This window comes from Polynucleobacter sp. AM-7D1 (genome assembly GCF_018688455.1).
Taxonomy (GTDB): Bacteria; Pseudomonadota; Gammaproteobacteria; order Burkholderiales; family Burkholderiaceae; genus Polynucleobacter.
Genome location: NZ_CP061319.1, coordinates 719,734 through 743,804 on the forward strand (window position 1 = coordinate 719,734; position 24,071 = coordinate 743,804).

General features: G+C 46.2%; 26 protein-coding genes and 1 tRNA gene. 23 read left to right on the forward strand and 4 right to left on the reverse strand.

Annotated features, from left to right (window positions below; genetic code table 11):
- Window positions 1–5: 5 nt before the first annotated feature.
- From GQ359_RS03750 to GQ359_RS03760, 3 genes are read right to left on the reverse strand one after another with little or no spacing between them, the layout of a single operon-like run.
- Window positions 6–638, reverse strand: a complete 633-nt coding sequence (locus GQ359_RS03750) for a DUF3106 domain-containing protein (protein ID WP_215387633.1) — start codon at window positions 636–638, stop codon at window positions 6–8.
- Between the two features lie 25 nt (window positions 639–663).
- Window positions 664–1,128: a DUF3619 family protein gene (locus tag GQ359_RS03755; RefSeq protein ID WP_215387635.1), complete on the reverse strand. Its 465-nt coding sequence runs from the start codon at window positions 1,126–1,128 to the stop codon at window positions 664–666.
- Window positions 1,125–1,694, reverse strand: a complete 570-nt coding sequence (locus tag GQ359_RS03760; protein ID WP_215387636.1) for an RNA polymerase sigma factor — start codon at window positions 1,692–1,694, stop codon at window positions 1,125–1,127. The genes GQ359_RS03755 and GQ359_RS03760 overlap by 4 nt, the downstream gene beginning before the upstream one ends.
- 193 nt (window positions 1,695–1,887) lie before the next feature.
- On the opposite strand from GQ359_RS03760, the gene GQ359_RS03765 reads away from it, so the two are divergent.
- The 6 genes from GQ359_RS03765 (at window position 1,888) to GQ359_RS03790 (ending at window position 8,615) form a co-directional block, all read left to right on the forward strand.
- On the forward strand, window positions 1,888–3,675 hold the full coding sequence (locus GQ359_RS03765; RefSeq protein ID WP_215387638.1) for an acetolactate synthase 3 catalytic subunit: 1,788 nt from the start codon (window positions 1,888–1,890) through the stop codon (window positions 3,673–3,675).
- Window positions 3,675–4,166 carry an acetolactate synthase small subunit gene (gene ilvN, locus GQ359_RS03770; RefSeq protein WP_015420909.1) on the forward strand — a complete coding sequence of 164 codons (492 nt, stop codon included), beginning with the start codon at window positions 3,675–3,677 and terminating at the stop codon, window positions 4,164–4,166. The genes GQ359_RS03765 and ilvN overlap by 1 nt, the downstream gene beginning before the upstream one ends.
- A 51-nt stretch (window positions 4,167–4,217) precedes the next feature.
- Complete coding sequence (ilvC, locus tag GQ359_RS03775) at window positions 4,218–5,234, forward strand: ketol-acid reductoisomerase (RefSeq protein WP_215334776.1); 1,017 nt, start codon at window positions 4,218–4,220, stop codon at window positions 5,232–5,234.
- Between the two features lie 63 nt (window positions 5,235–5,297).
- The gene (locus tag GQ359_RS03780) at window positions 5,298–5,945 is read left to right on the forward strand and encodes a phosphatidylserine decarboxylase (protein ID WP_215387640.1); all 648 of its coding nucleotides are present in this window, start codon (window positions 5,298–5,300) and stop codon (window positions 5,943–5,945) included.
- 27 nt (window positions 5,946–5,972) lie between these two features.
- Window positions 5,973–6,836 (forward strand): CDP-diacylglycerol--serine O-phosphatidyltransferase, encoded by an 864-nt coding sequence (gene pssA / locus GQ359_RS03785; RefSeq protein WP_215387641.1) that lies wholly within the window; start codon window positions 5,973–5,975, stop codon window positions 6,834–6,836.
- A 231-nt stretch (window positions 6,837–7,067) separates the two neighbouring features.
- Entirely contained in the window at window positions 7,068–8,615 is a 1,548-nt protein-coding gene (locus tag GQ359_RS03790) for a 2-isopropylmalate synthase (RefSeq protein ID WP_215387643.1), read from the forward strand.
- Window positions 8,616–8,655: 40 nt separating this feature from the next.
- Here the strand turns inward: GQ359_RS03790 and GQ359_RS03795 are convergent, their stop codons facing one another.
- Window positions 8,656–9,258, reverse strand: coding sequence for a YSC84-related protein (locus GQ359_RS03795; RefSeq protein WP_215387645.1), 603 nt, complete (start codon window positions 9,256–9,258; stop codon window positions 8,656–8,658).
- A 212-nt stretch (window positions 9,259–9,470) separates the two neighbouring features.
- On the opposite strand from GQ359_RS03795, the gene rpsO reads away from it, so the two are divergent.
- The 17 genes from rpsO to nuoK all read left to right on the forward strand — a co-directional run bounded on the left by rpsO (window position 9,471) and on the right by nuoK (window position 24,071).
- A complete protein-coding gene (rpsO, locus tag GQ359_RS03800; protein ID WP_015420915.1) occupies window positions 9,471–9,740 on the forward strand; it encodes a 30S ribosomal protein S15 in 270 nt (89 codons plus the stop codon).
- 271 nt (window positions 9,741–10,011) lie between these two features.
- Complete coding sequence (gene pnp, locus GQ359_RS03805; RefSeq protein WP_215387647.1) at window positions 10,012–12,168, forward strand: polyribonucleotide nucleotidyltransferase; 2,157 nt, start codon at window positions 10,012–10,014, stop codon at window positions 12,166–12,168.
- Between the two features lie 39 nt (window positions 12,169–12,207).
- A complete protein-coding gene (locus GQ359_RS03810) occupies window positions 12,208–13,206 on the forward strand; it encodes an NAD(P)H-quinone oxidoreductase (RefSeq protein ID WP_215387648.1) in 999 nt (332 codons plus the stop codon).
- Window positions 13,207–13,223: 17 nt separating this feature from the next.
- On the forward strand, window positions 13,224–13,982 hold the full coding sequence (tpiA, locus tag GQ359_RS03815) for a triose-phosphate isomerase (RefSeq protein WP_215387649.1): 759 nt from the start codon (window positions 13,224–13,226) through the stop codon (window positions 13,980–13,982).
- A gap of 22 nt (window positions 13,983–14,004) precedes the next feature.
- Complete coding sequence (gene secG, locus GQ359_RS03820; protein ID WP_215387651.1) at window positions 14,005–14,352, forward strand: preprotein translocase subunit SecG; 348 nt, start codon at window positions 14,005–14,007, stop codon at window positions 14,350–14,352.
- Between the two features lie 86 nt (window positions 14,353–14,438).
- Window positions 14,439–14,523: transfer RNA gene (locus GQ359_RS03825), tRNA-Leu, on the forward strand.
- Window positions 14,524–14,632: 109 nt separating this feature from the next.
- Window positions 14,633–14,992 carry an NADH-quinone oxidoreductase subunit A gene (locus GQ359_RS03830; protein WP_215303332.1) on the forward strand — a complete coding sequence of 120 codons (360 nt, stop codon included), beginning with the start codon at window positions 14,633–14,635 and terminating at the stop codon, window positions 14,990–14,992.
- 5 nt (window positions 14,993–14,997) lie between these two features.
- The gene (locus GQ359_RS03835; protein ID WP_011902891.1) at window positions 14,998–15,480 is read left to right on the forward strand and encodes an NADH-quinone oxidoreductase subunit B family protein; all 483 of its coding nucleotides are present in this window, start codon (window positions 14,998–15,000) and stop codon (window positions 15,478–15,480) included.
- Between the two features lie 3 nt (window positions 15,481–15,483).
- Window positions 15,484–16,083 carry an NADH-quinone oxidoreductase subunit C gene (locus GQ359_RS03840; protein ID WP_215387653.1) on the forward strand — a complete coding sequence of 200 codons (600 nt, stop codon included), beginning with the start codon at window positions 15,484–15,486 and terminating at the stop codon, window positions 16,081–16,083.
- Between the two features lie 3 nt (window positions 16,084–16,086).
- Window positions 16,087–17,340 (forward strand): NADH-quinone oxidoreductase subunit D, encoded by a 1,254-nt coding sequence (locus GQ359_RS03845; protein WP_215303341.1) that lies wholly within the window; start codon window positions 16,087–16,089, stop codon window positions 17,338–17,340.
- A gap of 23 nt (window positions 17,341–17,363) precedes the next feature.
- Window positions 17,364–17,870, forward strand: a complete 507-nt coding sequence (gene nuoE / locus GQ359_RS03850) for an NADH-quinone oxidoreductase subunit NuoE (RefSeq protein ID WP_215303342.1) — start codon at window positions 17,364–17,366, stop codon at window positions 17,868–17,870.
- The gene (nuoF, locus tag GQ359_RS03855) at window positions 17,867–19,165 is read left to right on the forward strand and encodes an NADH-quinone oxidoreductase subunit NuoF (protein WP_215303344.1); all 1,299 of its coding nucleotides are present in this window, start codon (window positions 17,867–17,869) and stop codon (window positions 19,163–19,165) included. Before nuoE ends, nuoF begins: the two co-directional genes overlap by 4 nt.
- Before the next feature lie 31 nt (window positions 19,166–19,196).
- Window positions 19,197–21,512, forward strand: a complete 2,316-nt coding sequence (nuoG, locus tag GQ359_RS03860) for an NADH-quinone oxidoreductase subunit NuoG (protein WP_215387654.1) — start codon at window positions 19,197–19,199, stop codon at window positions 21,510–21,512.
- Between the two features lie 8 nt (window positions 21,513–21,520).
- Window positions 21,521–22,594 carry an NADH-quinone oxidoreductase subunit NuoH gene (gene nuoH, locus GQ359_RS03865; protein WP_215387655.1) on the forward strand — a complete coding sequence of 358 codons (1,074 nt, stop codon included), beginning with the start codon at window positions 21,521–21,523 and terminating at the stop codon, window positions 22,592–22,594.
- 11 nt (window positions 22,595–22,605) lie between these two features.
- Window positions 22,606–23,097, forward strand: a complete 492-nt coding sequence (nuoI, locus tag GQ359_RS03870) for an NADH-quinone oxidoreductase subunit NuoI (protein WP_215387656.1) — start codon at window positions 22,606–22,608, stop codon at window positions 23,095–23,097.
- Window positions 23,098–23,118: 21 nt separating this feature from the next.
- Window positions 23,119–23,766, forward strand: coding sequence for an NADH-quinone oxidoreductase subunit J (locus GQ359_RS03875; protein WP_215303352.1), 648 nt, complete (start codon window positions 23,119–23,121; stop codon window positions 23,764–23,766).
- Entirely contained in the window at window positions 23,763–24,071 is a 309-nt protein-coding gene (gene nuoK, locus GQ359_RS03880; protein WP_114652695.1) for an NADH-quinone oxidoreductase subunit NuoK, read from the forward strand. The genes GQ359_RS03875 and nuoK overlap by 4 nt, the downstream gene beginning before the upstream one ends.

Sequence of the window (24,071 nt, forward strand, 5' to 3'; positions counted from 1 at the left end):
GGTTCTTATTGATTGCTTGAACTGCTATCCGAGCTTGCGCCTTGCGGCGTAACTTCTTGAGCTGGAGTGACGGCAGCAGGTAAGGTCGGGGCTAAGTTCGACTGCTGAATAATGGGGTGTTGTTGTAAGGTTGGCGCGCTTACTACCGTGGGTTTTTTCTTTTGATTTAATTCAACCTGAGCAAGCTTATTTTTTTGCTCAGCACTCAGCTTTTGATAGGCGCTCCAGGCTTCAGCTTTTTTCTCGGCCGGAAACTTTAGGCTACTTAAGTAATTTTCTCGCGCAATACGACGATCTTTCTGAGAGAGGTTCGACCAGCTTGTCATGCGAGATTGCAGTCTATTTTGATCGGCTGCGCTCATTCTTGGATAAAGGTTGGCAACCTGAGTCCATTTTTTGCGACTATCGGGCAGCATGTAATCCCAATCACTCTCAAGGGGGGCAAGGATTTTTTGCTGCCCCGGCTTAAGACTCTCCCATGTGCCATCCGGTTTTTTCTCTGGGATAGCGGCGCTTTTGCCGTGGCTGCTTGTAGCTGTCTGGGCAAATGCAGTGGGCGAGCTGAGAGCGCTAAAAGCCAGCACAAGGGCTGAGCTGGTAGTTAGGACTGCACAAGTAGAGCGTAAGTTATTTAGCATGCGCTAATAGGGCTCTCGTTTGGCATTAAGAAGGGGATTTAGATGTATCCAAGCCATCTTGCTCTGCATCAGCTAAGGGACCATTTTTGAGGAAGCTCATAAAGCCACTATCAGCATATGCATCTGGCGGAACGTCGTCAGTCAGGAGGGCAACGTCTAGCTCCGCAATATCGTTGATGCGGGAGTCTTGTTGCCATTGAGCAATACCAATGAGGCCAAATACAAGAACAACTAAGGGGGCAATCCAACCCACGTTATTCCAAAAAGAACGAGAGCCTGAAGACCAGTTTCCAGAGGTGCCGGCCAAAACATATTGTTTGACACGTACTTTTTCTGGTTTTTTGACCGAAAGTGCCTTGAGGCGCGCTGCATACAGACGATCTTTGATGCCAGCTGGCAGGGATTGAGATCCTTGACGGAGCAGGGCAGCAGCGGACTGGCCAAATTGGTCAGCTTCTGTTGGATTGAGGATGTCTTGATTGCGGTTCACAGCGTAATTCCTTTTAATTTCAATGCTTTAGCTAGAGCTTGGGTAGCTCTTGAGCAGTGGGTTTTGACACTTCCCTCGCTACAACTCATAGCAAGGGCAGTTTCAGTAATACTCAGCTCATCCCAATAACGCATCAGGAAGGCTTCTCGTTGACGGACAGGTAATTTTGATATTTCTGACTCTAGGGACTCCAAAAGCTGACTGCGCTCCAGCTTAAAGGCACCATCTTGGTGAATTTCACTGTCATCCGGGGCGGAAAGTGACTCCAAGGGGTCGAAATCATCATTTTCATCTGATTTCTTACCCATATTGGAGAACAAGGTTACCCAGGTATTGCGAACTTTTTGACGTCTAAACCAGTCATGAATACGGTTTTGCAGAATTCTGGTGAAAACTAGGGGTAGCTCAGCTGCCGGGCGGTCACCATATTTTTCAGCCAACTTAATCATGGCATCTTGAACAATGTCTAGGGCTGCATCGTCATCCCGCACAGCATAAACCGCTTGCTTGAAAGCACGCTGCTCAACACTGCTGAGAAAGTCAGAAAGTTCTTGGGGTGAAGCCATTCAGTGGATTAGACCTGAATCAGATGGAATTGGTCTATTTTAGGGGATTGCTATAGAATGTAGGGCTTACTACCTAGAATCTCATTCAAGAAGTGGTTTTTTCCGGTAGCAGCGCCGTTCGAACTCAGGCCACAAGCAGGAGACAGAACAGACCAAACAATTTTTTGCCGAAAATTGCAAAGGACGAAAGAAAATGAATACAAGCAGCGCCGAATTTTTAGCTTCTAAAGCTAACCAAGACACAGCAAACCCAAATTCCACAGCGAATGCGCCTGAAATGATTGGCGCCGAGATGTTGGTGAAGGCATTGCACAAAGAGGGTGTTGAATACGTTTGGGGTTACCCAGGCGGTTCCGTTCTCTTTATCTATGATGAAATCTTTAAGCAGGACAAGTTCGAACATATTCTTGTTCGTCATGAGCAAGCAGCAGTTCATGCGGCCGATGGCTATGCGCGCGCAACCGGTAAGGTTGGCGTTGCTCTAGTCACTTCAGGTCCAGGTGTAACCAATGCGGTTACCGGAATTGCGACTGCTTACACTGACTCCATCCCAATGGTGGTCATTAGCGGTAACGTGCCTACGTACGCGATCGGTGAGGATGCTTTCCAAGAAGCGGATACCGTTGGTATTACTCGCCCAGTGGTAAAGCACAACTTCTTAGTGAAAGATGTAAAAGACCTTCCTTTAGTTATTAAGAAAGCTTTTCACATCGCACAGACCGGTCGTCCAGGCCCGGTATTAATTGATATTCCTAAGGATGTCTCTGCTGCGAAGGGACCATTTATTTATCCAGATACCCTAGAGATGCGCTCCTATAACCCAGTCATTAAAGGGCATAGTGGGCAGATTCGTAAGGCAGTTTCTTTATTGCAAGAAGCAGAACGCCCATACATCTATACCGGTGGTGGCGTTATCTTGGCTGATGCCGCACCTGAGTTAAAAGAGTTTGCTGATTTGCTAGGCTATCCAGTAACCAATACCCTGATGGGCCTTGGTGGATTCCCAGGAACAAGTCCTCAGTTCCTCGGGATGCTCGGTATGCACGGTACTTACGAAGCCAATATGGCGATGCAGCACAGCGACGTGTTGATTGCAATTGGTGCTCGTTTTGATGATCGCGTTATTGGTAATACCGCACACTTTGCAAGTCATCCACGCAAGATCATTCACATTGATATCGATCCATCCGTGATTTCAAAGCGGGTGAAAGTGGATGTGCCTATTGTTGGCAATCTTAAAGAAGTATTGCAAGAGATGACTGTTCAGCTTAAAGCTGCTGGTCCACGTAAGAATGATGCCAAGTTAGCGGCATGGTGGGAGCAGATTAACGAGTGGCGCAAAAAAGATTGTCTGAAGTACGACGAAGCTTCGCAAATTGTGAAGCCTCAGTACGTTGTTCAGAAGTTATGGGAGCTTACTGGTGGCGATGCATTCATTTGCTCTGACGTAGGTCAGCATCAAATGTGGGCCGCTCAGTTTTACAAGTTTGATAAGCCACGTCGTTGGATTAATTCTGGTGGTCTGGGTACGATGGGCGTTGGCTTGCCGTATGCCATGGGTATCAAGAAGGCATTCCCTGATAAAGACGTATTCACCATCACAGGTGAAGGTTCGATTCAAATGTGTATTCAAGAGTTGTCTACTTGCAAGCAATACGACACCCCTGTGAAGATTGTTTCATTGAACAACCGTTACCTCGGTATGGTTCGTCAATGGCAAGAGTTGACCTATAACAAGCGCTACTCCAGTTCGTATATGGATTCATTGCCAGACTTTGTGAAGTTGGCTGAGGCTTTTGGCCACGTTGGCATGCGCATTGAGAAGAAGTCCGATGTTGAAGGCGCCCTCAAAGAAGCGATTCGTTTAAAAGATCGCACTGTGTTTATGGATTTCCAGACCGACCCAGAAGAAAACGTTTGGCCAATGGTTCAAGCGGGTAAGGGTATTACTGAAATGCTTTTGGGTAGCGAGGATCTCTAATGCGACATATTATTTCTGTATTGATAGAGAACGAACCAGGCGCATTGTCCCGAGTTGTTGGCTTATTCTCTGCACGTGGTTACAACATTGAAACATTGAGTGTTGCACCTACTGAAGATCCTTCACTCTCTCGCATGACGATTGTCACGATTGGTTCTGAAGATGTGATTGAGCAAATTACCAAACACTTAAATCGTCTAGTTGAGGTAGTTAAGGTATTTGATTTGACTGAAGGCCCTCATATCGAGCGTGAGTTGATGATGATTAAAGTTCGCGCGGTAGGTAAAGAGCGCGAAGAGTTGAAGCGTACAACGGATATCTTCCGTGGTCGCATCATTGATGTGACTGATAAGAGCTACACCATTGAATTGACTGGTGATGGCGCTAAATTGGATGCCTTTATTGATTCGATTGACCGTGCATCAATTCTGGAAACTGTCCGTTCGGGTGGTTCTGGTATTGGGCGCGGCGAACGTATCCTCAAGGTTTAATTTTTTTAACTGATTACTGAATTAACTACATTTTCAATACAAGGAAAGAGCATGAAAGTTTTTTACGATAAAGACGCTGATTTGTCCCTCATTAAAGGCAAAAAAGTTACCATCATTGGTTACGGTTCACAGGGCCACGCACATGCTTTGAATCTCAAAGATTCAGGTTGCAACGTGACTGTTGGTTTGCGTAAAGACGGTGCTTCTTGGAGCAAAGCTGCGAATGCTGGCTTGACAGTTAAAGAAGTTGGCGAAGCTGTTAAAGATGCAGATGTAGTCATGATGCTCTTGCCTGATGAGCAAATCGCTGAGGTGTACAACAAAGAAGTACATCCAAATATTAAGCAGGGTGCTGCATTGGCATTTGCTCACGGCTTTAACGTTCACTACGGTCAAGTTCAGCCACGTGCTGACTTAGACGTCATCATGATTGCCCCTAAAGCACCAGGCCACACTGTTCGTGGTACTTATGCTCAAGGTGGTGGCGTTCCCCATTTGATCGCTGTGTACCAAGATAAATCTGGCTCTGCTCGTGATGTTGCTTTGTCTTATGCAACAGCAAACGGCGGCGGTCGTGCCGGCATCATCGAAACAAATTTCCGCGAAGAAACTGAAACTGACTTGTTCGGTGAGCAGGCTGTTCTTTGCGGTGGTGCAGTGGAATTGATCAAAGCTGGTTTCGAAACTTTGGTTGAAGCTGGTTACGCTCCTGAAATGGCTTACTTCGAGTGCTTGCATGAGCTCAAGTTGATTGTTGACTTGATCTACGAAGGTGGTATCGCCAACATGAACTACTCCATCTCTAACAACGCTGAGTATGGTGAGTATGTGACTGGCCCACGTGTTGTAACTGAAGATACTAAGAACGCAATGCGTCAGTGCCTGAAAGATATTCAGACTGGTGAGTACGCTAAGAGCTTCATCTTGGAAAACAAAGCAGGTGCACCTACTTTGATTTCACGTCGTCGCCTGAATGCTGAGCATGACATCGAGGTAGTTGGTGCGAAATTGCGCGCCATGATGCCTTGGATTGCGAAGAACAAGTTAGTTGACCAGACTAAGAACTAAGTTAAAACAAAGTAACAAGTAGTTAGAAATTAATAGCAGTAACTTACAAGGCTCAGAACAAAGATGATGTATCCGCACCCCATTATTGCGAAAGAAGGTTGGCCGTATTTGGCATTAGTGGGGGCTGTCACTTTGCTAGTCCACTATCTAGGTGGTATTGCATGGTCATGGCCTTTGTGGATCATCTTTATCTTTGTTCTGCAGTTCTTCCGCGATCCGCAGCGTATTGCTGCCATCGGTCGTGACTTAGTTTTATCTCCAGCTGACGGCCGTATTGTCGTTGTAGAAAAAGCCAATGATCCTTATGCGGGTCGTGAGGCTTTGAAGATTAGTGTTTTTATGAATGTATTTAACGTTCACTCCAACCGTAGCGCAGTCAATGGCTTGGTAAAAGAGATTCAGTATTTTCCTGGCAAGTTTGTGAATGCCGATTTAGATAAAGCCTCTACTGAAAATGAGCGCAATGCCGTAGTGATTGATGCTAATGGTCAAATCGTGACTTTGGTTCAAGTTGCAGGCCTCATCGCTCGCCGTATTCTTTGTTATATCCATGTGGGCGATAGACTGAAAGCGGGGGAGCGTTACGGCTTTATTCGCTTTGGCTCCCGTGTCGATGTATATTTACCTTTAACAGCTGAGCCTTTGGTTAGTGTTGGCGATAAAGTTTTTGCTACGAACACCGCATTAGCTCGCGTACCCGGCTTAGATTAATTAAGTCGTTTTAACTGGGAATATTCTTTGAGTACATTTCGTCGTCGTGGCCGTATTGATCGTAGTCGCTTGGCACGTAACCGCACCGATCGCACTCAAGACGAGTGGGCAGAAGATCTTGGCGATGAAATTGATTTCGAAGTAGAAGAGTTACACAAGGATAAGCCGCGTAAACGTAGCAAAGGTATTTACCTGCTTCCGAATGCATTTACTACTGCAGCCTTGTTCTGCGGTTTCTTTGCAATCGTCAATGCGATGAACCACCAGTTTGAGATGGCGGCGATTGCCATCTTTGCGTCCTTAGTTTTGGATGGTATGGATGGTCGTGTTGCCCGAATGACCAATACCCAAAGTGCTTTTGGCGAACAATATGACTCTTTGGCCGATATGGTCTCATTTGGTGTGGCCCCAGCTTTGGTTGCGTATGAGTGGGCTCTAAAAGATTTAGGTAAGTGGGGTTGGTTAGCTGCCTTTACCTATTGCGCCGGTGCTGCTTTGCGCTTGGCTCGTTTTAACGTCAATACCGGCGTTGTTGATAAGAAGTTTTTCCAGGGCTTGCCTAGTCCAGCTGCTGGCTCATTAATGGCTGGCTTTATTTGGCTTGCTGATGACAACAAGATACCTGTCCGCGATAGCGCCATTCCGTGGATTACTTTCTTCTTGGCCGTTTATGCTGGCTTGACAATGGTATCTAACGCTCGCTTTTATAGCGGTAAAGCCTTGGATGTTCGCTACCGGGTTCCATTTGGCGTGATGGTCTTGATGATTTTGACCTTTGTCTTGATCTCCTCGAATCCACCATTAACTCTATTTGGCCTCTTTGTGGTGTATTCCATTTCAGGTTATGTCATTTGGGCATGGGAACGACTTAGTGGTCGCCGTTTTAGCTAAAACCCGATTTTTAGGTTATATTTAATCCATGTTGATAAATTTCTCACTTCTTTCCGGTCTTCTTCTACTGGCACTAAGCTTACAGCTTGGGGTAGGTAAGGCCTGAGTTAATGAGATCAAAGTAATTCATTAGCCACCACATACCAGCCCCAGCAAATTGCTGGGGTTTTTGTTTTTAGATTTGTAATTAAGTAGAAAACTAATTAAGTAATACTGAACCGGAGAGTAGTGATGAGCGACAAAGTAATCATTTTTGATACCACCTTGCGTGATGGCGAGCAGTCGCCTGGTGCCTCAATGACTAAGGATGAGAAGGTGCGTATTGCTCGCCAGTTAGAGCGTCTCAAGGTTGATGTGATCGAGGCTGGATTTGCTGCGAGCTCTGAGGGCGACTTCCAAGCGATCTCTGCAGTTGCCGCTGCGGTAAAGGATTCCATCGTATGCTCACTCGCCCGTGCCAATGACAAAGATATTACGCGCGCAGCGGATGCGTTGAAGGCTGCCAATGCAAAACGCATTCATGCATTCTTGGCTACCAGCCCATTACACATGGCAGTGAAATTGCGGATGTCTCCAGAGGAGGTATTGGAGCAAGCCAAGCGTTCCATTCGCTTTGCCAGAAACTTGGCTGAAGATATTGAGTTCTCAGCGGAAGATGGCTATCGCTCAGAAATGGATTTCTTATGCAGAGTAGTTGAAGCAGTGATCAATGAGGGTGCAACTACCATCAATATCCCTGATACCGTAGGCTATGCCACGCCAGAGTTATATGGCGAATTCATGAAGACTCTGCGTACCCGTGTCCCGAATTCAGATAAAGCAGTCTGGTCTGTTCATTGCCACAATGACTTAGGTATGGCTGTTGCCAATTCGTTGGCAGGCGTGAAGATTGGTGGTGCGCGCCAAATTGAGTGCACCATTAATGGCTTGGGCGAGCGTGCTGGTAATACGGCCTTGGAAGAAATTGTGATGGCCTTGCGCACACGTAAGGACTACTTTGATATGGTGTGCGGCATTGATGCTACTCAGATTGTTCCGGCATCTAAATTGGTATCGCAAATTACCGGTTTTGTTGTTCAGCCAAACAAGGCGGTCGTTGGCGCTAATGCTTTTGCGCATACCTCCGGCATTCACCAAGATGGCATCTTGAAGAATCGCGATACCTATGAAATCATGCGCGCTGAAGATGTGGGTTGGTCTGCTAATAAGATCGTCTTGGGCAAACTGTCGGGTCGCAATGCATTCAAACAGCGTTTACAAGAGTTGGGCATTGCGATTGAAGCTGAAGCAGATTTGAATGAGGCATTTGTTCGCTTTAAAACATTAGCCGATCAAAAATCAGAAATCTTTGATGAAGACATTATTGCGATCATGTCGGATTCTGCTGCAGCAGAAGAGGGTGAGTTTTATAAATTTATCTCCTTGAGTCAGCATTCTGAAACAGGTGAACGTCCAAAATCTAAAGTCACCTTTCGGGTTGGCGATAAAGAGACAAGCTCTGAGGCTGAAGGTAATGGCCCGGTTGATGCTAGCCTGAATGCGATTGAAGAGATTGTGAAGAGTGGGGCAGAGCAATTGCTTTACTCGGTCAACGCAATCACTTCAGGTACGCAGTCTCAGGGTGAGGTAACTGTGCGTTTGGCTAAGGGCGGTCGCATCGTCAATGGTGTTGGAACTGATCCGGACATTATTGCTGCGTCAGCGAAAGCGTATTTATCTGCGCTCAATAAATTGCATGATCCGAGTCAAGCTAAGCTTAATGCGCAAATGACGCCTTAAATATTTGGGTCGTATTTGCGGCACTTCTGAATTACACATCTTATTTATCGAGGTCTGTATTTTTGTAATACTTGGTGCCCTTGCCGGTGATTTCAGCGGCAAGGCCTGAGTCAGTTAATTGGTACATCAGCACGCCGGGTGCAACGACCGCTGCATCTTGGTAGGCATCGCCATCCTTTTCGTATTTGGCGGCTGCAGTCATTTGACCGCCAAAGGTCCAGCCGGAATTGACGAAGTCATTTAAGGCAGCTTTTGTCTGAAATACAAAGATGTTCTGGAATGATTTAATTCCAAAGCCAAGACCAGCTTGTACTTCAGCCATATTCATATAAATTGGCTTAAGCCCATCCTTTTGGATGACTACGCCGCTGCCGGTACCTCCGCCTGCAATGAATATCTTCATGCCAAAGTTACTAAAGGTGGCATAGCCAACAGACTTTTCGATCAGTTCTTTTGCCTTGGGCTGTACTTGGTATAGAGCTTTAAGGGTGTCATTGCTCGTTTTAAGAATGTCTTCCCGTTGCTGAGCAACCGTCTTTTGAGTCGCAAAAGGATTGGAAAACTGTGCAAAAGCACTGTTATTGAGGCAAAAAGTACCTAAAACCAAAGCAAAAGTAGGGGTGGTCAGGCGATAAATTTTCATAAGTTATTGATTTTATTGATTATTTCTGGATAAATGATTGAAAGGATTCTTAGAGAATAGCAAGTTATGAAGCAAGGGGTCTCATTTTTACGGCCTCTCTCTGCTACAATTCGAGGGCTTTGATTTTTAAAGCTTTTTTGTTTTATTTGATTAATAAATACACGACACAATTTGGGTGAAAGCTCAGGTGTTCGCAAGTTAGGAGCATGAAAATGGCAGTTGCTGATATTAAAACGGCGGAAATCGTCAAAGAAAACGCGCGCAGCGCAAACGATACAGGTAGCCCTGAAGTTCAAGTTTCATTGCTAACAGCCCGTATCAACGAATTAACCCCCCATTTCAAAGCTAACGCTAAGGATCATCACAGCCGTCGTGGTTTGTTGAAGATGGTTTCACGCCGCCGCCGCCTCTTGGATTATCTCAAGGGCAAGGATTTGGGTCGCTACCGCGCATTGATCGAGAAATTAGGTCTCCGTAAGTAATTCTTATCGGTATTGCAATGCCATCTTTCTTAAGGTTGTTTCGTAACAGATTCAGTCTTAAGCAGATGGCATGTTTTTTGAGCGCTTCAAGATTATTTGTGTAGGGGATCGTGTCATTCCAATGAGTTTCTGGATTGAAGAATTCAGTGCCTCCCTGGAATGGCATCCCTTGTGATCTTTAAACGCTCCAGTGTTGTCGTGACACTGCTTTATCCCACGACAAGCGTAAAAACCATGTGGCTTTTACGTGAACAATTTGGAGAAGATCAGAATGACGATGTTTAAAAAAGCAGTAAAAACGTTTCAATGGGGTAACCATCAAGTAACTATGGAAACAGGCGAGATCGCTCGCCAATCTGGTGGTGCTGTCATCGTTAACGTTGACGACACAGTAGTGATGGGTACGGTTGTGGCTTCTAAATCAGCTAAGCCAGGCCAGTCATTTTTCCCATTGACTGTTGATTACCTCGAAAAAACTTACGCTGCAGGAAAAATTCCTGGTGGCTTCTTCCGTCGTGAAGGTCGCCCATCAGAAGGAGAGACATTGATCTCCCGTTTGATCGATCGCCCATTGCGCCCATTATTCCCAGAAGGCTTCTTGAATGAAGTTCAGGTTGTGGTGCATGTGTTGTCTATCAACCCGGATGTGCCTGCGGATATTCCTGCATTGATCGCTGCTTCTGCAGCTTTAGCTGTTTCAGGTATTCCATTTGCTGGTCCAGTTGGCGCAGCGCGTGTTGGTTATGCTAACGGCCAATATCTCTTGAATCCTACTCGTACAGAGCAAGCTACTAGCGAAATGGATTTGATTGTTGCTGGTACGCAAGCTGCTGTTTTGATGGTTGAGTCAGAAGCTAATCAGTTATCTGAAGAAGTGATGTTGGGTGCGGTTGTATTTGGCCATGACCAAATGCAAACTGCGATCAACGCAATCAATGATTTAGTACGCGAAGCTGGCAAGCCAGAGTGGGATTGGACTGCTGCTCCTAAAGATGAGCCATTCATTGCTAAGGTCACTGCATTGGCTGAAGCGCCATTGCGTGAGGCTTATCAAATTCGTCAAAAGGGTGCTCGCTCAGACAAGCTCAAAGAGATCTCTAAAACAGTTTTAGCTAAGTTAGCTGAAGAGGGTGATGTTGATGCGGTTGCTGTTAGCGACATCATGTTCGAAATCGAAGCGAAGATTGTCCGTAGCCAGATTTTGAATGGCGAGCCACGTATTGATGGTCGCGACACACGCACTGTTCGTCCGATTGAAATTCGTAATGGCGTATTGCCACGTACCCACGGTTCAGCATTGTTTACTCGTGGTGAGACACAGGCACTCGTAGTTGCTACTTTGGGTACTGCGCGTGATGAGCAGATCATTGATGCGCTCGAAGGTGAGTACCGTGATCGCTTCATGTTCCACTACAACATGCCTCCGTTTGCAACTGGCGAAACAGGTCGTGTAGGTAGCCCTAAGCGTCGTGAAATTGGTCACGGCCGTTTGGCTAAGCGCGCATTGATTCCAGTATTGCCAAGCGCAGAAGATTTCGCTTACAGCATTCGCGTGGTTTCAGAGATTACTGAGTCCAATGGTTCCTCTTCAATGGCTTCTGTTTGTGGTGGCTGTTTAGCAATGATGGATGCTGGTGTTCCTGTGAAGGCGCACGTTGCTGGTGTTGCAATGGGCTTAATTTTGGATGGCAACCGTTTTGCTGTGTTAACAGATATCTTGGGCGATGAAGATCACTTAGGCGATATGGACTTTAAAGTAGCGGGTACTGCTAACGGTATTACTGCTTTGCAAATGGATATTAAAGTTCAAGGTATCACTAAAGAAATTATGCAAGTTGCATTGGCTCAAGCTAAAGAAGGCCGTTTGCATATTTTGAGCAAGATGCAAGAAGCGATGGGTTCAGTTCGCACTGAATTGTCTGCACATGCTCCACGCATGGTTTCTTTCAAGATTCATCCAGATAAGATTCGTGAAGTAATTGGTAAAGGCGGCGCAACAATTCAAGCCTTGACTAAAGAAACCGGTTGCAGCATCGATATTAAAGATGACGGCACAGTAACAATCGCATCTACTTCTGCTGAAGGTATGGCTGAAGCAAAAGCGCGTATCGAAGGTATTACTGCTGAAGCTGAAGTAGGCAAGATCTACGAAGGCCCAGTTGTGAAGTTGCTCGAGTTCGGTGCTTTAGTAAACATCCTTCCTGGTAAAGATGGTCTCTTACACATCTCAGAAATTTCTAATGAGCGTGTAAAAGAAGTTAAGGACTATTTAGCAGAGGGCCAAGTAGTACGCGTGAAGTTGTTGGCTGCTGATGAGCGTGGTCGTTTGCGTTTATCTCTCAAGGCTGCAATGGCTGATGAAGGTGGCACGATTGCTCCTTTGGCTGGCGCGACTGAGGCTGCACCTGCATCTGGCGAAACTGCTTAAGTTATTTACTAAGCCATTCAGTTAGCGAGCGGAGTTCATATGCGCGTAATGGAAATCAAAGAATTTGGCGCACCAGAAATGCTGGTGGCTGCCACTCGTCCTGATCCAGTGGCTCCGGCTGCTGGTACGGGCGAGATTTTGATTAAGGTAATTGCTGCTGGGATTAATCGCCCAGACGTTTTACAGCGTAAAGGCCATTACCCAGTGCCAGCAGGCGCATCGGATATTCCCGGTCTCGAAGTAGCGGGTGAGATTATCGGCGGCGACTTAGCTCACGCTGATAATCTGTTTGGTCTCAAAGTTGGCGATAAGGTTTGTGCTCTTGTGCAAGGCGGTGGTTACGCAGAATTGTGTACCGCTCCCATTGCACAATGCTTGCCTTATCCAAAAGGATTTACCGATCATGAAGCAGCCTCATTGCCTGAAACTTTTTACACTGTGTGGAGCAACGTCTTCATGCGTGGTGAGTTGTCTGAAGGTGAAACCTTGCTAGTTCAAGGTGGTTCAAGTGGCATCGGTGTGACTGCCATTTTGATTGCCAAGGCTCTGGGTCATAAAGTATTCGTGACTGCTGGCACCGATGAGAAGTGCGCAGCTTGCGTGGCTTTAGGTGCTGACCTGGCGATCAACTACAAGACACAAGATTTTGCAGAAGAAGTGAAGAAGGCAACAGACGGTAAGGGTGTCAACGTTATTCTTGATATGGTTACCGGTGCTTACGTACAAAAAGAAATTGATTGCTTGGCTGATGATGGTCGCATTGTGATTATTGCGATCATGGGCGGATCAAAGGCTGAAGTAAATACCGGACAAATTTTGCGTCGTCGTTTAACCATTACCGGTTCTACCTTGCGCCCACGTCCAGTGTCATTCAAGAAGCAAATTACTCAGCAGTTACATGCACGTATCTGGCCTTTGTTAGATGCAGGCAAGTTGAAGCCAGTGATTTATAAAACATTTACCTTGGATCAGGCTGCTGACGCCCATCGTTTGATGGAGTCTTCTGAGCACGTTGGCAAGATTGTCCTCACTGTTTAAGTACTGAGCTAGATTTAATGCGCCCACTCACTGTTATCGGCAACTGGAAAATGAACGGCAGTCTTGCAAGCAATGCAGACTGGGTCAAGGTCGTTTGCCGTGGTATGGAGCAGGGAATGCCTGCTGGTCGCAAGTATGCAGTGTGTGTTCCTTCTCCTTACCTATCGCAGTGCGGTGAGCTAATTCAGAATTGCTCTTTAGCTTTTTTAAGCTTAGGTGCTCAGGATGTATCGGCTTATGCAGCTGGCGCCTATACCGGAGAGGTTGCAGCCTCCATGCTCAAAGAATTGAATTGTGCTTATGTGATTGTTGGCCATTCTGAGCGTCGTCAATATCATCACGAGGTTGATGAGCAGGTTGCAGAGAAGGCCCTTCAGGTGCTTGATAACGGCATGATCCCTGTAATCTGTGTTGGTGAGTCTGCAGATGAGCGAAATTCTGGTCGTGAGATTGAGGTTGTCAGAGGTCAAATTTCAAAACAAGTGGCCATTTTGCAAGATCGTTTGGCTGACTGCCTGATTGCTTATGAGCCTATTTGGGCTATTGGCACTGGCAAGGTGGCAAGTGCTCAAATGGCTCAAGATATGCATCGAGCAATCCGCTTGCAGTTAGCGGAGTTTGATGAGGATGTAGCTTCCCATGTGGGAATTTTGTATGGCGGCAGCGTTAAACCTGACAATGCCGTTGAACTATTTGCAATGCCGGATATTGATGGTGGATTGATTGGGGGTGCTTCTTTAAGCCCGCAGGATTTTCTGGCCATTTGTCAGGCCTAGTTTTTTTATTTGGAGATAAGCCATGGAATGGTTTAAGACTTTATTGATCGTTTTGCAGGTAATTTCAGCTTTGGCTGTGATCTTGCTTGTGTTGTTGCAGCAGGGTAAGGGTGCTGATATGGGCGCTGCTTTTGGTTCTGGATCCTCAGGCAGTCTTTTTGGCGCCAGTGGTTCAGCCAATTTCCTATCCCACACAACTGCTATTTTTGCGGCAGTCTTTTTTGTCTGCACTTTAGGGATTACTTGGATTGGAAATAAAAAGGAAGTTAGCGCTGGAATTTTGTCTGGCACTGTAGCGCCGGTTGTGGCTCCAGCCCCAGCCCCAGCTGCTCCAGCCCAGGATCCGACTAAGCCGGCTGTTCCAAAGTAAAAAAAGTAGGTTTTAAGCACTCTGTGCCCCTATTTTTGGGGTAACTCAGTGGTGCAATGCAGTAGAATTGATGGGTTTTACAAGATGCCGACGTGGTGAAATTGGTAGACACGCTATCTTGAGGGGGTAGTGGCTTAGGCTGTGCGAGTTCGAGTCTCGCCGTCGGCACCAAATTGTAGAATTTGTAGGGATTTATGCTGTAAATCAAGGTTTTGCATGCCGGAATAATTGATAATTTGTAGCTAATTAGGAATTACCAGACGAACGACTTAGGGCCATTTTGAATCTCGCTAACTACTTTCCCGTTCTGCTTTTCATCCTTGTAGGTATTGGGGTGGGTTTAGTCCCCATGTTCCTCGGAAAAATCTTGGCTCCTTCGAAGCCGGATGCTGAAAAACTGTCTCCCTATGAGTGTGGTTTTGAAGCTTTCGAAGATGCGCGTATGAAATTTGACGTGCGCTATTACCTCGTTGCCATCCTATTTATCTTATTTGACTTAGAAACCGCCTTCCTGTTCCCGTGGGGCGTTGCTTTACGTGACATTGGCTGGTTTGGCTACGCTTCCATGGTGATTTTCTTATTGGAATTCATTGTGGGCTTTGTGTACATCTGGAAAAAGGGCGCTCTCGACTGGGAGTGATCGATATGGCATTAGAAGGCGTTCTCAAAGAAGGATTTGTTACCACTACTGCAGACCAGTTAATTAACTGGACGCGTAATGGCTCTTTATGGCCAATGACTTTTGGCCTTGCTTGCTGCGCTGTAGAAATGATGCATGCGGGCGCATCCCGTTATGACTTGGATCGATTTGGTGTAGTTTTCCGCCCGTCTCCACGTCAATCAGACTTGATGATTGTGGCTGGTACTTTGTGTAACAAGATGGCTCCAGCTCTTCGTAAGGTCTATGACCAAATGCCAGAGCCACGTTGGGTAATCTCCATGGGCTCTTGTGCCAATGGTGGTGGTTATTACCATAACTCGTATTCAGTAGTTCGCGGTTGCGACCGTATCGTCCCAGTGGATATTTATGTTCCTGGCTGCCCCCCAACTGCAGAAGCGTTGATCTACGGAATCATTCAGTTGCAATCGAAGATCGCTCGTACTAGCACGATTGCGCGGAAGGCTTAAATCATGTCAGATCGTTTAGTTCAACTCGCAGCCAATCTAGAAAAAGTTTTAGGTAAGCGCGCTCAATCTATTGAAGTCGCCTTGGGCGAAGTTACTGTTGTCGTTAATGCGGATACCTATTTTGAATCTGCCATGTTGTTACGCGATGATCCTTCCTTGGCTTTTGAGCAATTGATTGATTTGTGCGGTGTAGATTATCAAGATTACCGTGAAGGGCAGTGGGGCGGTCAGCGCTTTGGCGTTGTTACTCACCTGTTGTCTATTGCTCATAACTGGCGTTTACGCGTACGTGTATTTGCTCCAGAAGATGCTTATCCGATTGTTGCTTCATTAACTCCTGTTTGGTCTGCGGCTAACTGGTTTGAACGTGAAGCGTTTGACCTCTACGGCATCTTGTTTGACGGCCATGAAGACTTGCGTCGTATCTTGACCGATTATGGCTTCATCGGCCACCCATTTAGAAAAGATTTCCCAATCTCTGGGAACGTAGAAATGCGCTATGACCCAGAGTTGAAGCGTGTGGTGTATCAGCCAGTCACGATAGAAGCGCGTGAAATTACACCGCGTATCGTGCGTGAAGAGCAGTACGGAGGTCCGGTTTAAGTCATGGCACAAATTAAGAACTACACCCTCAATTTTGGTCCTCAGCATCCTGCTGCTCACGGCGTATTGCGTTTAGTGCTGGAGCTTGATGGTGAGGTGATTCAACGCGCTGATCCGCACATTGGTTTATTGCATCGCGCTACAGAAAAATTAGCTGAGACACGTACTTGGATTCAGAACGTTCCTTATATGGATCGTTTGGACTATGTCTCGATGATGGCTAACGAACATGCTTATGTGATGGCGATTGAAAAGTTGCTTCAGGTAGATGTTCCATTGCGTGCTCAATACATCCGCGTGATGTATGACGAGTTAACTCGCTTACTCAATCACCTCTTGTGGATTGGTTGTCATGGTTTAGACGTTGGCGCGATGGCCGTGTTCTTGTATGCCTTCCGTGACCGTGAAGATATTTTTGATATGTACGAAGCCGTTTCTGGTGCTCGTATGCATGCTGCTTACTACCGTCCAGGCGGAGTCTATCGTGACTTGCCAACGCAAATGGCGCAGTACTCTAAGTCTAAGATTCGTAGCACTTCTGCAATCAAGCGTTTAAATGAAAGTCGTAGTGGTTCACTACTCGATTTCATTGAAGACTTCTCCGGCCGCTTTGATGCCAATGTAGATGAGTATTGCAATCTCCTTACTGATAATCGTATTTGGAAGCAGCGTTTAGTTGGTATTGGCGTTGTAACTCCTGAGCGCGCTTTGCAGCTCGGCTTCACAGGTCCAATGTTGCGTGGCTCTGGTATTGAGTGGGACTTACGTAAAAAACAACCTTACGAAACTTACGACAAACTCGACTTTGATATTCCTGTTGGTGTGAATGGTGACTCTTATGATCGCTATTTAGTTCGCATGGAAGAAATGCGTCAATCGAATCGCATCATCAAGCAATGTGTAGCTTGGCTCAAGGCAAACGATGGCCCCGTCATGAGTGACAACCATAAAGTATCTCCACCAAAGCGTGTAGATATGAAGACCAATATGGAAGAGCTGATTCACCATTTCAAACTCTTTACTGAAGGTATGCACGTTCCTGATGGCGAGGCTTACTCTGCGGTTGAGCATCCAAAAGGTGAGTTTGGTATCTATTTGATTTCTGATGGTGCTAATAAGCCATACCGCATGAAAATTCGTGCACCAGGATTCGTACATTTATCTGCAATGGATGAGATGTCACGTGGCCACATGTTGGCTGATGCTGTAACCATTATTGGTACCCAAGATATTGTGTTCGGGGAGATTGACCGCTAATACAGCGCGCCAAGGATGAATTCATGACAACAACCCTTCAACTTTCAGACAAAACGCTCGCAGATATTGCGCGCAATGTCGCGAAATATCCTCCAGACCAAAAACAATCTGCAGTGATGGCCTCATTGATTGCTGCCCAAACTGAAGTAGGTTGGGTGTCACCAGAGGTGATTGCTACAGTTGCTCAAATTTTAGAAATGCCAACGATTGCAGTTGATGAAGTGGCTACTTTCTACAATATGTACAACACCAAACCGATTGGTAAGTACAAATTAGTAATTTGCACAAATCTACCTTGCCAGTTAACTCATGGTGAAACTGCTGCAACGTATTTAAAAGAAACATTAGGCATCGGCTATAACGAGACAACCCCTTGTGGCACATTTACCTTGAAAGAGGGTGAGTGCATGGGCGCTTGTGGAGACTCTCCTGTAATGCTCGTCAATGACAAGCGCATGTGTAGTTTCATGAGTAAAGAAAAGATTGATACTCTCTTGAAAGAACTCCGTGCGGAAGGGAAAGCAGCATGACCAGCTTGCACGACAGACACATTAAGCCTTTGATTCTCGCTGGATTGAATGGTGAGAATTGGCGTTTAAAAGATTACGAAAGCCGTGGTGGTTATCAACAGTTGCGTCGTATCATCAATGACAAAATCGCACCTGATGCAATTATTGCTGAACTAAAGGCATCATCTTTACGTGGTCGTGGAGGCGCAGGCTTCCCAACGGGATTGAAATGGAGCTTCATGCCCCGTCAATTTCCCGGTCAAAAATATTTAGTTTGTAATAGTGACGAAGGTGAGCCTGGTACTTTTAAAGACCGCGACATCATGCGTTACAACCCGCATGCCTTGATTGAGGGCATGATTATCGGCGCCTACACTATGGGTATCTCTGTGGGTTACAACTATATCCACGGTGAAATTTTTGCAGTCTATGAGCGCTTCGAAGAGGCGCTTGAAGAGGCCCGTGCTGCTGGATATCTCGGCGATAAAATCATGGGAAGTGATTTCAACTTCCAATTGCATGCTGCTCCAGGTTGGGGTGCATACATCTGTGGTGAAGAGACTGCGCTTTTAGAGTCGCTTGAAGGTAAGAAGGGTCAGCCACGCTTTAAGCCTCCATTTCCTGCAAGCTTTGGTTTGTACGGCAAGCCAACCACAATTAATAACACCGAAACTTTTGCTGCCGTGCCATTCATTATGGCAATTGGTGGCCAGGCTTATTTGGACTTAGGTAAGCCCAATAACGGCGGTACAAAGATTTTCTCTATCTCTGGCGATGTGACTTATCCAGGCAATTACGAGATCCCACTGGGGACTCCATTTGCTGAATTATTGAAGCTTGCTGGTGGTATGCGCGATGGTATTCCATTGAAGGCAGTTATTCCTGGTGGATCTTCTTCCCCAGTAATTCCGGGTGCCGAGATGATGACTCTCACAATGGACTACGACAGCATTGCCAAAGCAGGCTCTATGTTGGGGTCTGGCGCGGTCATCGTCATGAATGAAACCCGCTGTATGGTTCGTGCCTTAGAGCGCTTGTCTTATTTCTATCATGAAGAATCTTGCGGTCAGTGCACTCCATGTCGCGAGGGTACTGGTTGGTTGTGGCGCATCGTTCACCGCATTGAGCATGGCGAAGGTCGTCCAGAAGATTTGGATTTATTAAACGATGTAGCAGCAAACATTCAGGGTCGCACGATTTGTGCTTTGGGTGATGCGGCTGCTATGCCCGTTCGTGGCATGTTGAAGCATTACATGGATGAATTTGCGTATCACGTAGAACATAAGCGCTGCTTAGATTCTGCAAAACCTTTATAAGACATTGAGCACGGGACATCTTAAAGTGAGCATGGTTGAAATCGAATTAGATGGTAAGGCAGTAGAAGTTCCGCAAGGTTCGATGGTGATGCATGCCGCGAACAAGCTCGGCGCTTACATTCCTCACTTCTGCTATCACAAGAAATTATCTATCGCTGCTAACTGCCGTATGTGTTTGGTAGAAGTAGAGAAGGCGCCAAAGCCATTACCAGCTTGCGCAACACCAGTAACGCAGGGCATGAAGGTGTTTACGCATTCTGCTAAAGCAGTTGAAGCTCAACGTTCAGTGATGGAGTTCCTTTTAATTAACCATCCATTGGATTGCCCAATTTGCGATCAAGGTGGTGAGTGCCAGTTACAAGATTTAGCGGTGGGTTACGGTAAATCCAATTCACGCTACGAAGAAGAAAAGCGTGTTGTATTCCATAAGAATGTTGGTCCTCTTATTTCCATGCAAGAGATGACCCGCTGTATTCATTGCACCCGTTGCGTACGTTTTGGCCAAGAAGTTGCCGGCGTCATGGAATTGGGCATGGTCAATCGCGGTGAGCATTCTGAAATCACGACTTTTGCAGGTCAGACTATTGATTCTGAACTTTCTGGAAACATGATTGATTTGTGCCCAGTAGGTGCATTAACCAGCAAGCCTTTCCGCTATGCTGCGCGTACTTGGGAATTAGGCCGTAAGCGTTCAGTTAGCCCTCATGACAGTCTGGGTGCTAATACGACTATTCAAACAAAAGCTAATAAAGTAATGCGCGTTGTTGCTTTAGAGAATGATGCAATTAATGAATGCTGGATTAGTGACCGTGATCGCTTCGCCTACGAAGGCTTGAACAGCGCTGATCGTGTAACTACCCCAATGGTGAAGCAGGGCGGTCAGTGGTTAGAGACCGATTGGCAATCCGCCCTGGACTACGTTGCCCATTCACTAAAAACTATCTCTTCTGAGAGCGGTTCTCAAGCAGTTGCTGCATTAGCGCACCCAATCTCTAGCACCGAAGAGTTGTTCTTGCTTCAAAAAATGATTCGCGGTTTGGGTTCGAATCAAGTTGAGACTCGTTTACGTCAAGCTGACGTCAAAGGCGCAGCTTCAGCCCCATGGTTGGGTATGCCGATTAGCAAATTAAGTGAGCTCGATCGCGTGTTGTTAATTGGTAGCTTCTTGCGTAAAGAGCAGCCATTGATTGCCGCCCGTTTACGTGCCGGCACAAAGCGTGGCTTGCAAGTCTCACGTATTGATGCGGGTGGTGATGACTGGTTAATTTCTAATACTGGTATTGCTGCAACTCCAAGCGCATGGCTCAATACATTAAGTGAAGTTGCCTTGGCTGTGGCTAAAGCAAAATCTGCAACTGCTCCAGCAGGCACGCCTAACTTAACAGTTTCTGCTACTGCACAAAAAATTGCGGATAGCTTGCTGTCTGGTACGTCTTCTTCAGTATTGCTAGGCTCCGCTGCAATTGCGCATCCACAAGCATCTGACTTACATGTCTTGGCGCAATTCATTGCTGAGCAAACTGGCGCTACTTTAGGCTTCTTACCTGTTGGCGGTAATGCTGTTGGTGCTAGCTTGGTTAATGCCAACGGTGTTGGTGTTGAATCAGTACTTTCTGGTGATCGTCGTGCTGTCATCTTGATGAATATCGAGCCAGACGCTGACTTGCCTAATCCTACGCAAGCGCGTGCTGCTTTGGCTAAAGCCAGTACAGTGATTGCCTTGAGTGCATATAAGAGTGCTGACCTCCTTGAGGTAGCCGATGTCATTCTGCCGATCTCTACATTCACAGAGACGGTTTCTACTTTTGTTAATTCAGAAGGCCGTGCACAAACGATTCAACCAGCGGTAAAACCGTTGGGTGATTCTCGTCCAGCATGGAAAGTGTTACGTGTTCTAGGCGGCTTATTGAATTTAGATGGCTTCCTGTACAACATGCCTGAAGAGGTCTTGGGTGAAGCGCTTGGTGAAAACTATTACACCAAGTTATCAAATCAATCCACTGCAAGTGGATTGACTAATGGAAACGCAGCTGTAGCAGCAGGTTTAGAACGCTTATCTGATGTTGGTATTTACGCCGGCGACCAAATTGTCCGCCGTTCGTCAGCATTGCAGTTAACGCGTGATGCTAAGCGTGGAAATCAGATTGGATTGGGTCAAGCGCTCTTTAATGAGTTGGGCTTGAAAGAGGGCGATGCTGTGCGAGTGACTCAAGATGATCAGTCCGTAGATTTGCCGGCCACATTGGAAGCGAATTTAGCTCAAGGCGCTGTCAGAATTTCTGCGGGCACGATGGCTAGCGCTAAATTGGGATCGATGTTTGGTCCAGTAACTGTTAGTAAGGCATAAGGGACGAGATGGATAATTTCTTGAACCTCGTTACCACCCAAGGTGAGGCCATCTTTGGCTCACTATGGCCACTCGTTTGGGCTTTGGTACGTATCGTGATCATCGTGTTGCCGATGTTTGGCGCCGTTGCATACATGACTCTTTGGGAGCGTAAGTTAATCGGCTGGATGCATATCCGACTAGGACCAAACCGTGTTGGTCCATTAGGTTTGCTACAACCTATTGCTGACGCTTTGAAGTTGCTCATGAAGGAGATTATTTCTCCTACTCGGTCTAGCAAGGTTTTGTATTTCATTGCACCGGTAATGGTGATCATGCCGGCTTTTGCTGCTTGGGCGGTAATTCCCTTCCAGGCCAAAATGGTCTTGGCAGACGTCAATGCAGGTTTGCTGTACGTCATGGCAATCTCATCCATTGGTGTTTATGGCGTGATTTTGGCGGGTTGGTCATCTAACTCCAAATATCCTTTCCTTGGCGCAATGCGTGCATCAGCACAAATGATTTCTTACGAAATTGCGATGGGTTTTGCGTTGGTCACCGTATTGCTGACTTCAGGTTCTTTGAATCTGAGTAACATCGTTGCTTCCCAAGAGCAGGGTTACTTTGCTGGTATGGGATTGAACTTCCTTTCTTGGAACTGGTTGCCATTGCTCCCAATGTTCGTGATTTACTTTATCTCTGGTGTAGCTGAAACCAATCGCCATCCATTTGACGTGGTTGAGGGTGAGTCTGAGATTGTTGCTGGCCATATGGTCGAGTACTCCGGTATGGCTTTTGCAATGTTCTTCTTGGCTGAATATGCCAACATGATCTTAATTGCTGCATTATCTGCAACGATGTTCTTGGGCGGCTGGTTACCAATTGTTGATTTGCCAATCCTGCGTGGTATCCCAGGTTTCTTCTGGCTATTTGCTAAAACCTTCTTCCTCTTGTCTTGCGTCATTTGGTTGCGTGCCACATTGCCACGCTATCGCTATGACCAAATCATGCGTTTGGGTTGGAAGATCTTTATTCCCATCTGCGTATTCTGGGTGGTTGTCGTTGGCGCATGGGTTGTATCTCCATGGAATATTTGGAAATAAGTTGATCAATCATGTTTAAGAAAATTTCCCAATTCCTCGATAGCTTGATGCTCAAAGATATTTTGACTGGTATGTCGATTACCGGTCGCTATCTCTTTAAGCCAAAAATCACTGTTCAATATCCAGAAGAGAAGACTCCACAGTCTGTTCGCTTCCGCGGTTTGCATGCTTTGCGCCGTTATGAAAACGGGGAAGAGCGTTGTATTGGTTGCAAATTGTGTGAGGCAGTATGTCCTGCCTATGCCATTACGATTGAAACTGCTGAACGTGATGATGGTACTCGTCGCACCAGCCGATATGACATTGATTTAACTAAGTGTATTTTCTGTGGCTTTTGCGAAGAAGCTTGCCCAGTAGACGCTATTGTTGAAACGAATATTTTTGAGTATTTCGGAGATAAGCGTGGAGATTTGTACTTCACCAAAGAAATGCTTTTAGCTGTAGGCGATAAGTATGAAAAAGATATTTCCGCTAACCGCGCAGCTGATGCGCCTTATCGTTAATCGAATAAAGCAAAACGACATATGACATTCGATACTTCCACACTCTTTGCAGTCTTCTTTTATGCCTTTGCTGGGCTCTTGGTGATTTCAGCATTGCGCGTGATTACTGCTCGTAACCCAGTGCATGCTGCACTGTTTTTGGTTTTGGCATTCTTCTGCGCTTCTGGTCTTTGGATGCTTCTGAAGGCAGAGTTCTTGAGCTTGGCTCTGATTCTTGTTTACGTTGGCGCTGTGATGGTGCTCTTCTTGTTTGTGGTCATGATGCTCGACCTTGATCTCGAGCATTTACGTCGTGATTTTAAGAAATTCCTGCCTGTTGCTTTCTTGATGGGTGCGGTCATCGTCTTAGAGTTGTCCATCGTATTGATTCGCAGCTTTATCGGTACAAGCGCTCCAGTGCAGCCGATGCTTGAAGAGATGGCTATAGGCAATACCCAAGCTTTGGGTATGTTGATTTTCGTTGATTATGTGTACGCTTTCGAAGTTGCTGGCGTCATTCTTTTAGTGGCCATCATTGCCGCTGTTGCTCTGACCCTGCGTAATCGTAAAGATTCCAAGTCCCAAAATATTCATGAGCAAGTGAATGTGAATTCTGCTGATCGCATGCGCATCGTCAAGATGGATTCTGATATGGCCGCTAAGCAAGATGCTCGCGGAGAGAAGAAATGACTATTACCTTAGCTCACTATTTAGTGCTTGGCGCAATCCTATTTGCGACTAGCGTGATTGGTATCTTCTTGAATCGTAAGAATGTCATTGTGCTTTTAATGGCAATTGAATTAATGCTTCTTTCGGTGAACATGAACTTTGTAGCCTTCTCTCATTATTTGGGTGACATGGCTGGTCAGGTATTCGTATTCTTTATTTTGACTGTGGCTGCTGCTGAGGCAGCAATTGGTTTGGCGATCCTTGTTGTGCTCTTCCGTAAGGTAGACACCATCGATGCAGATAACCTTGACCACTTAAAAGGCTAG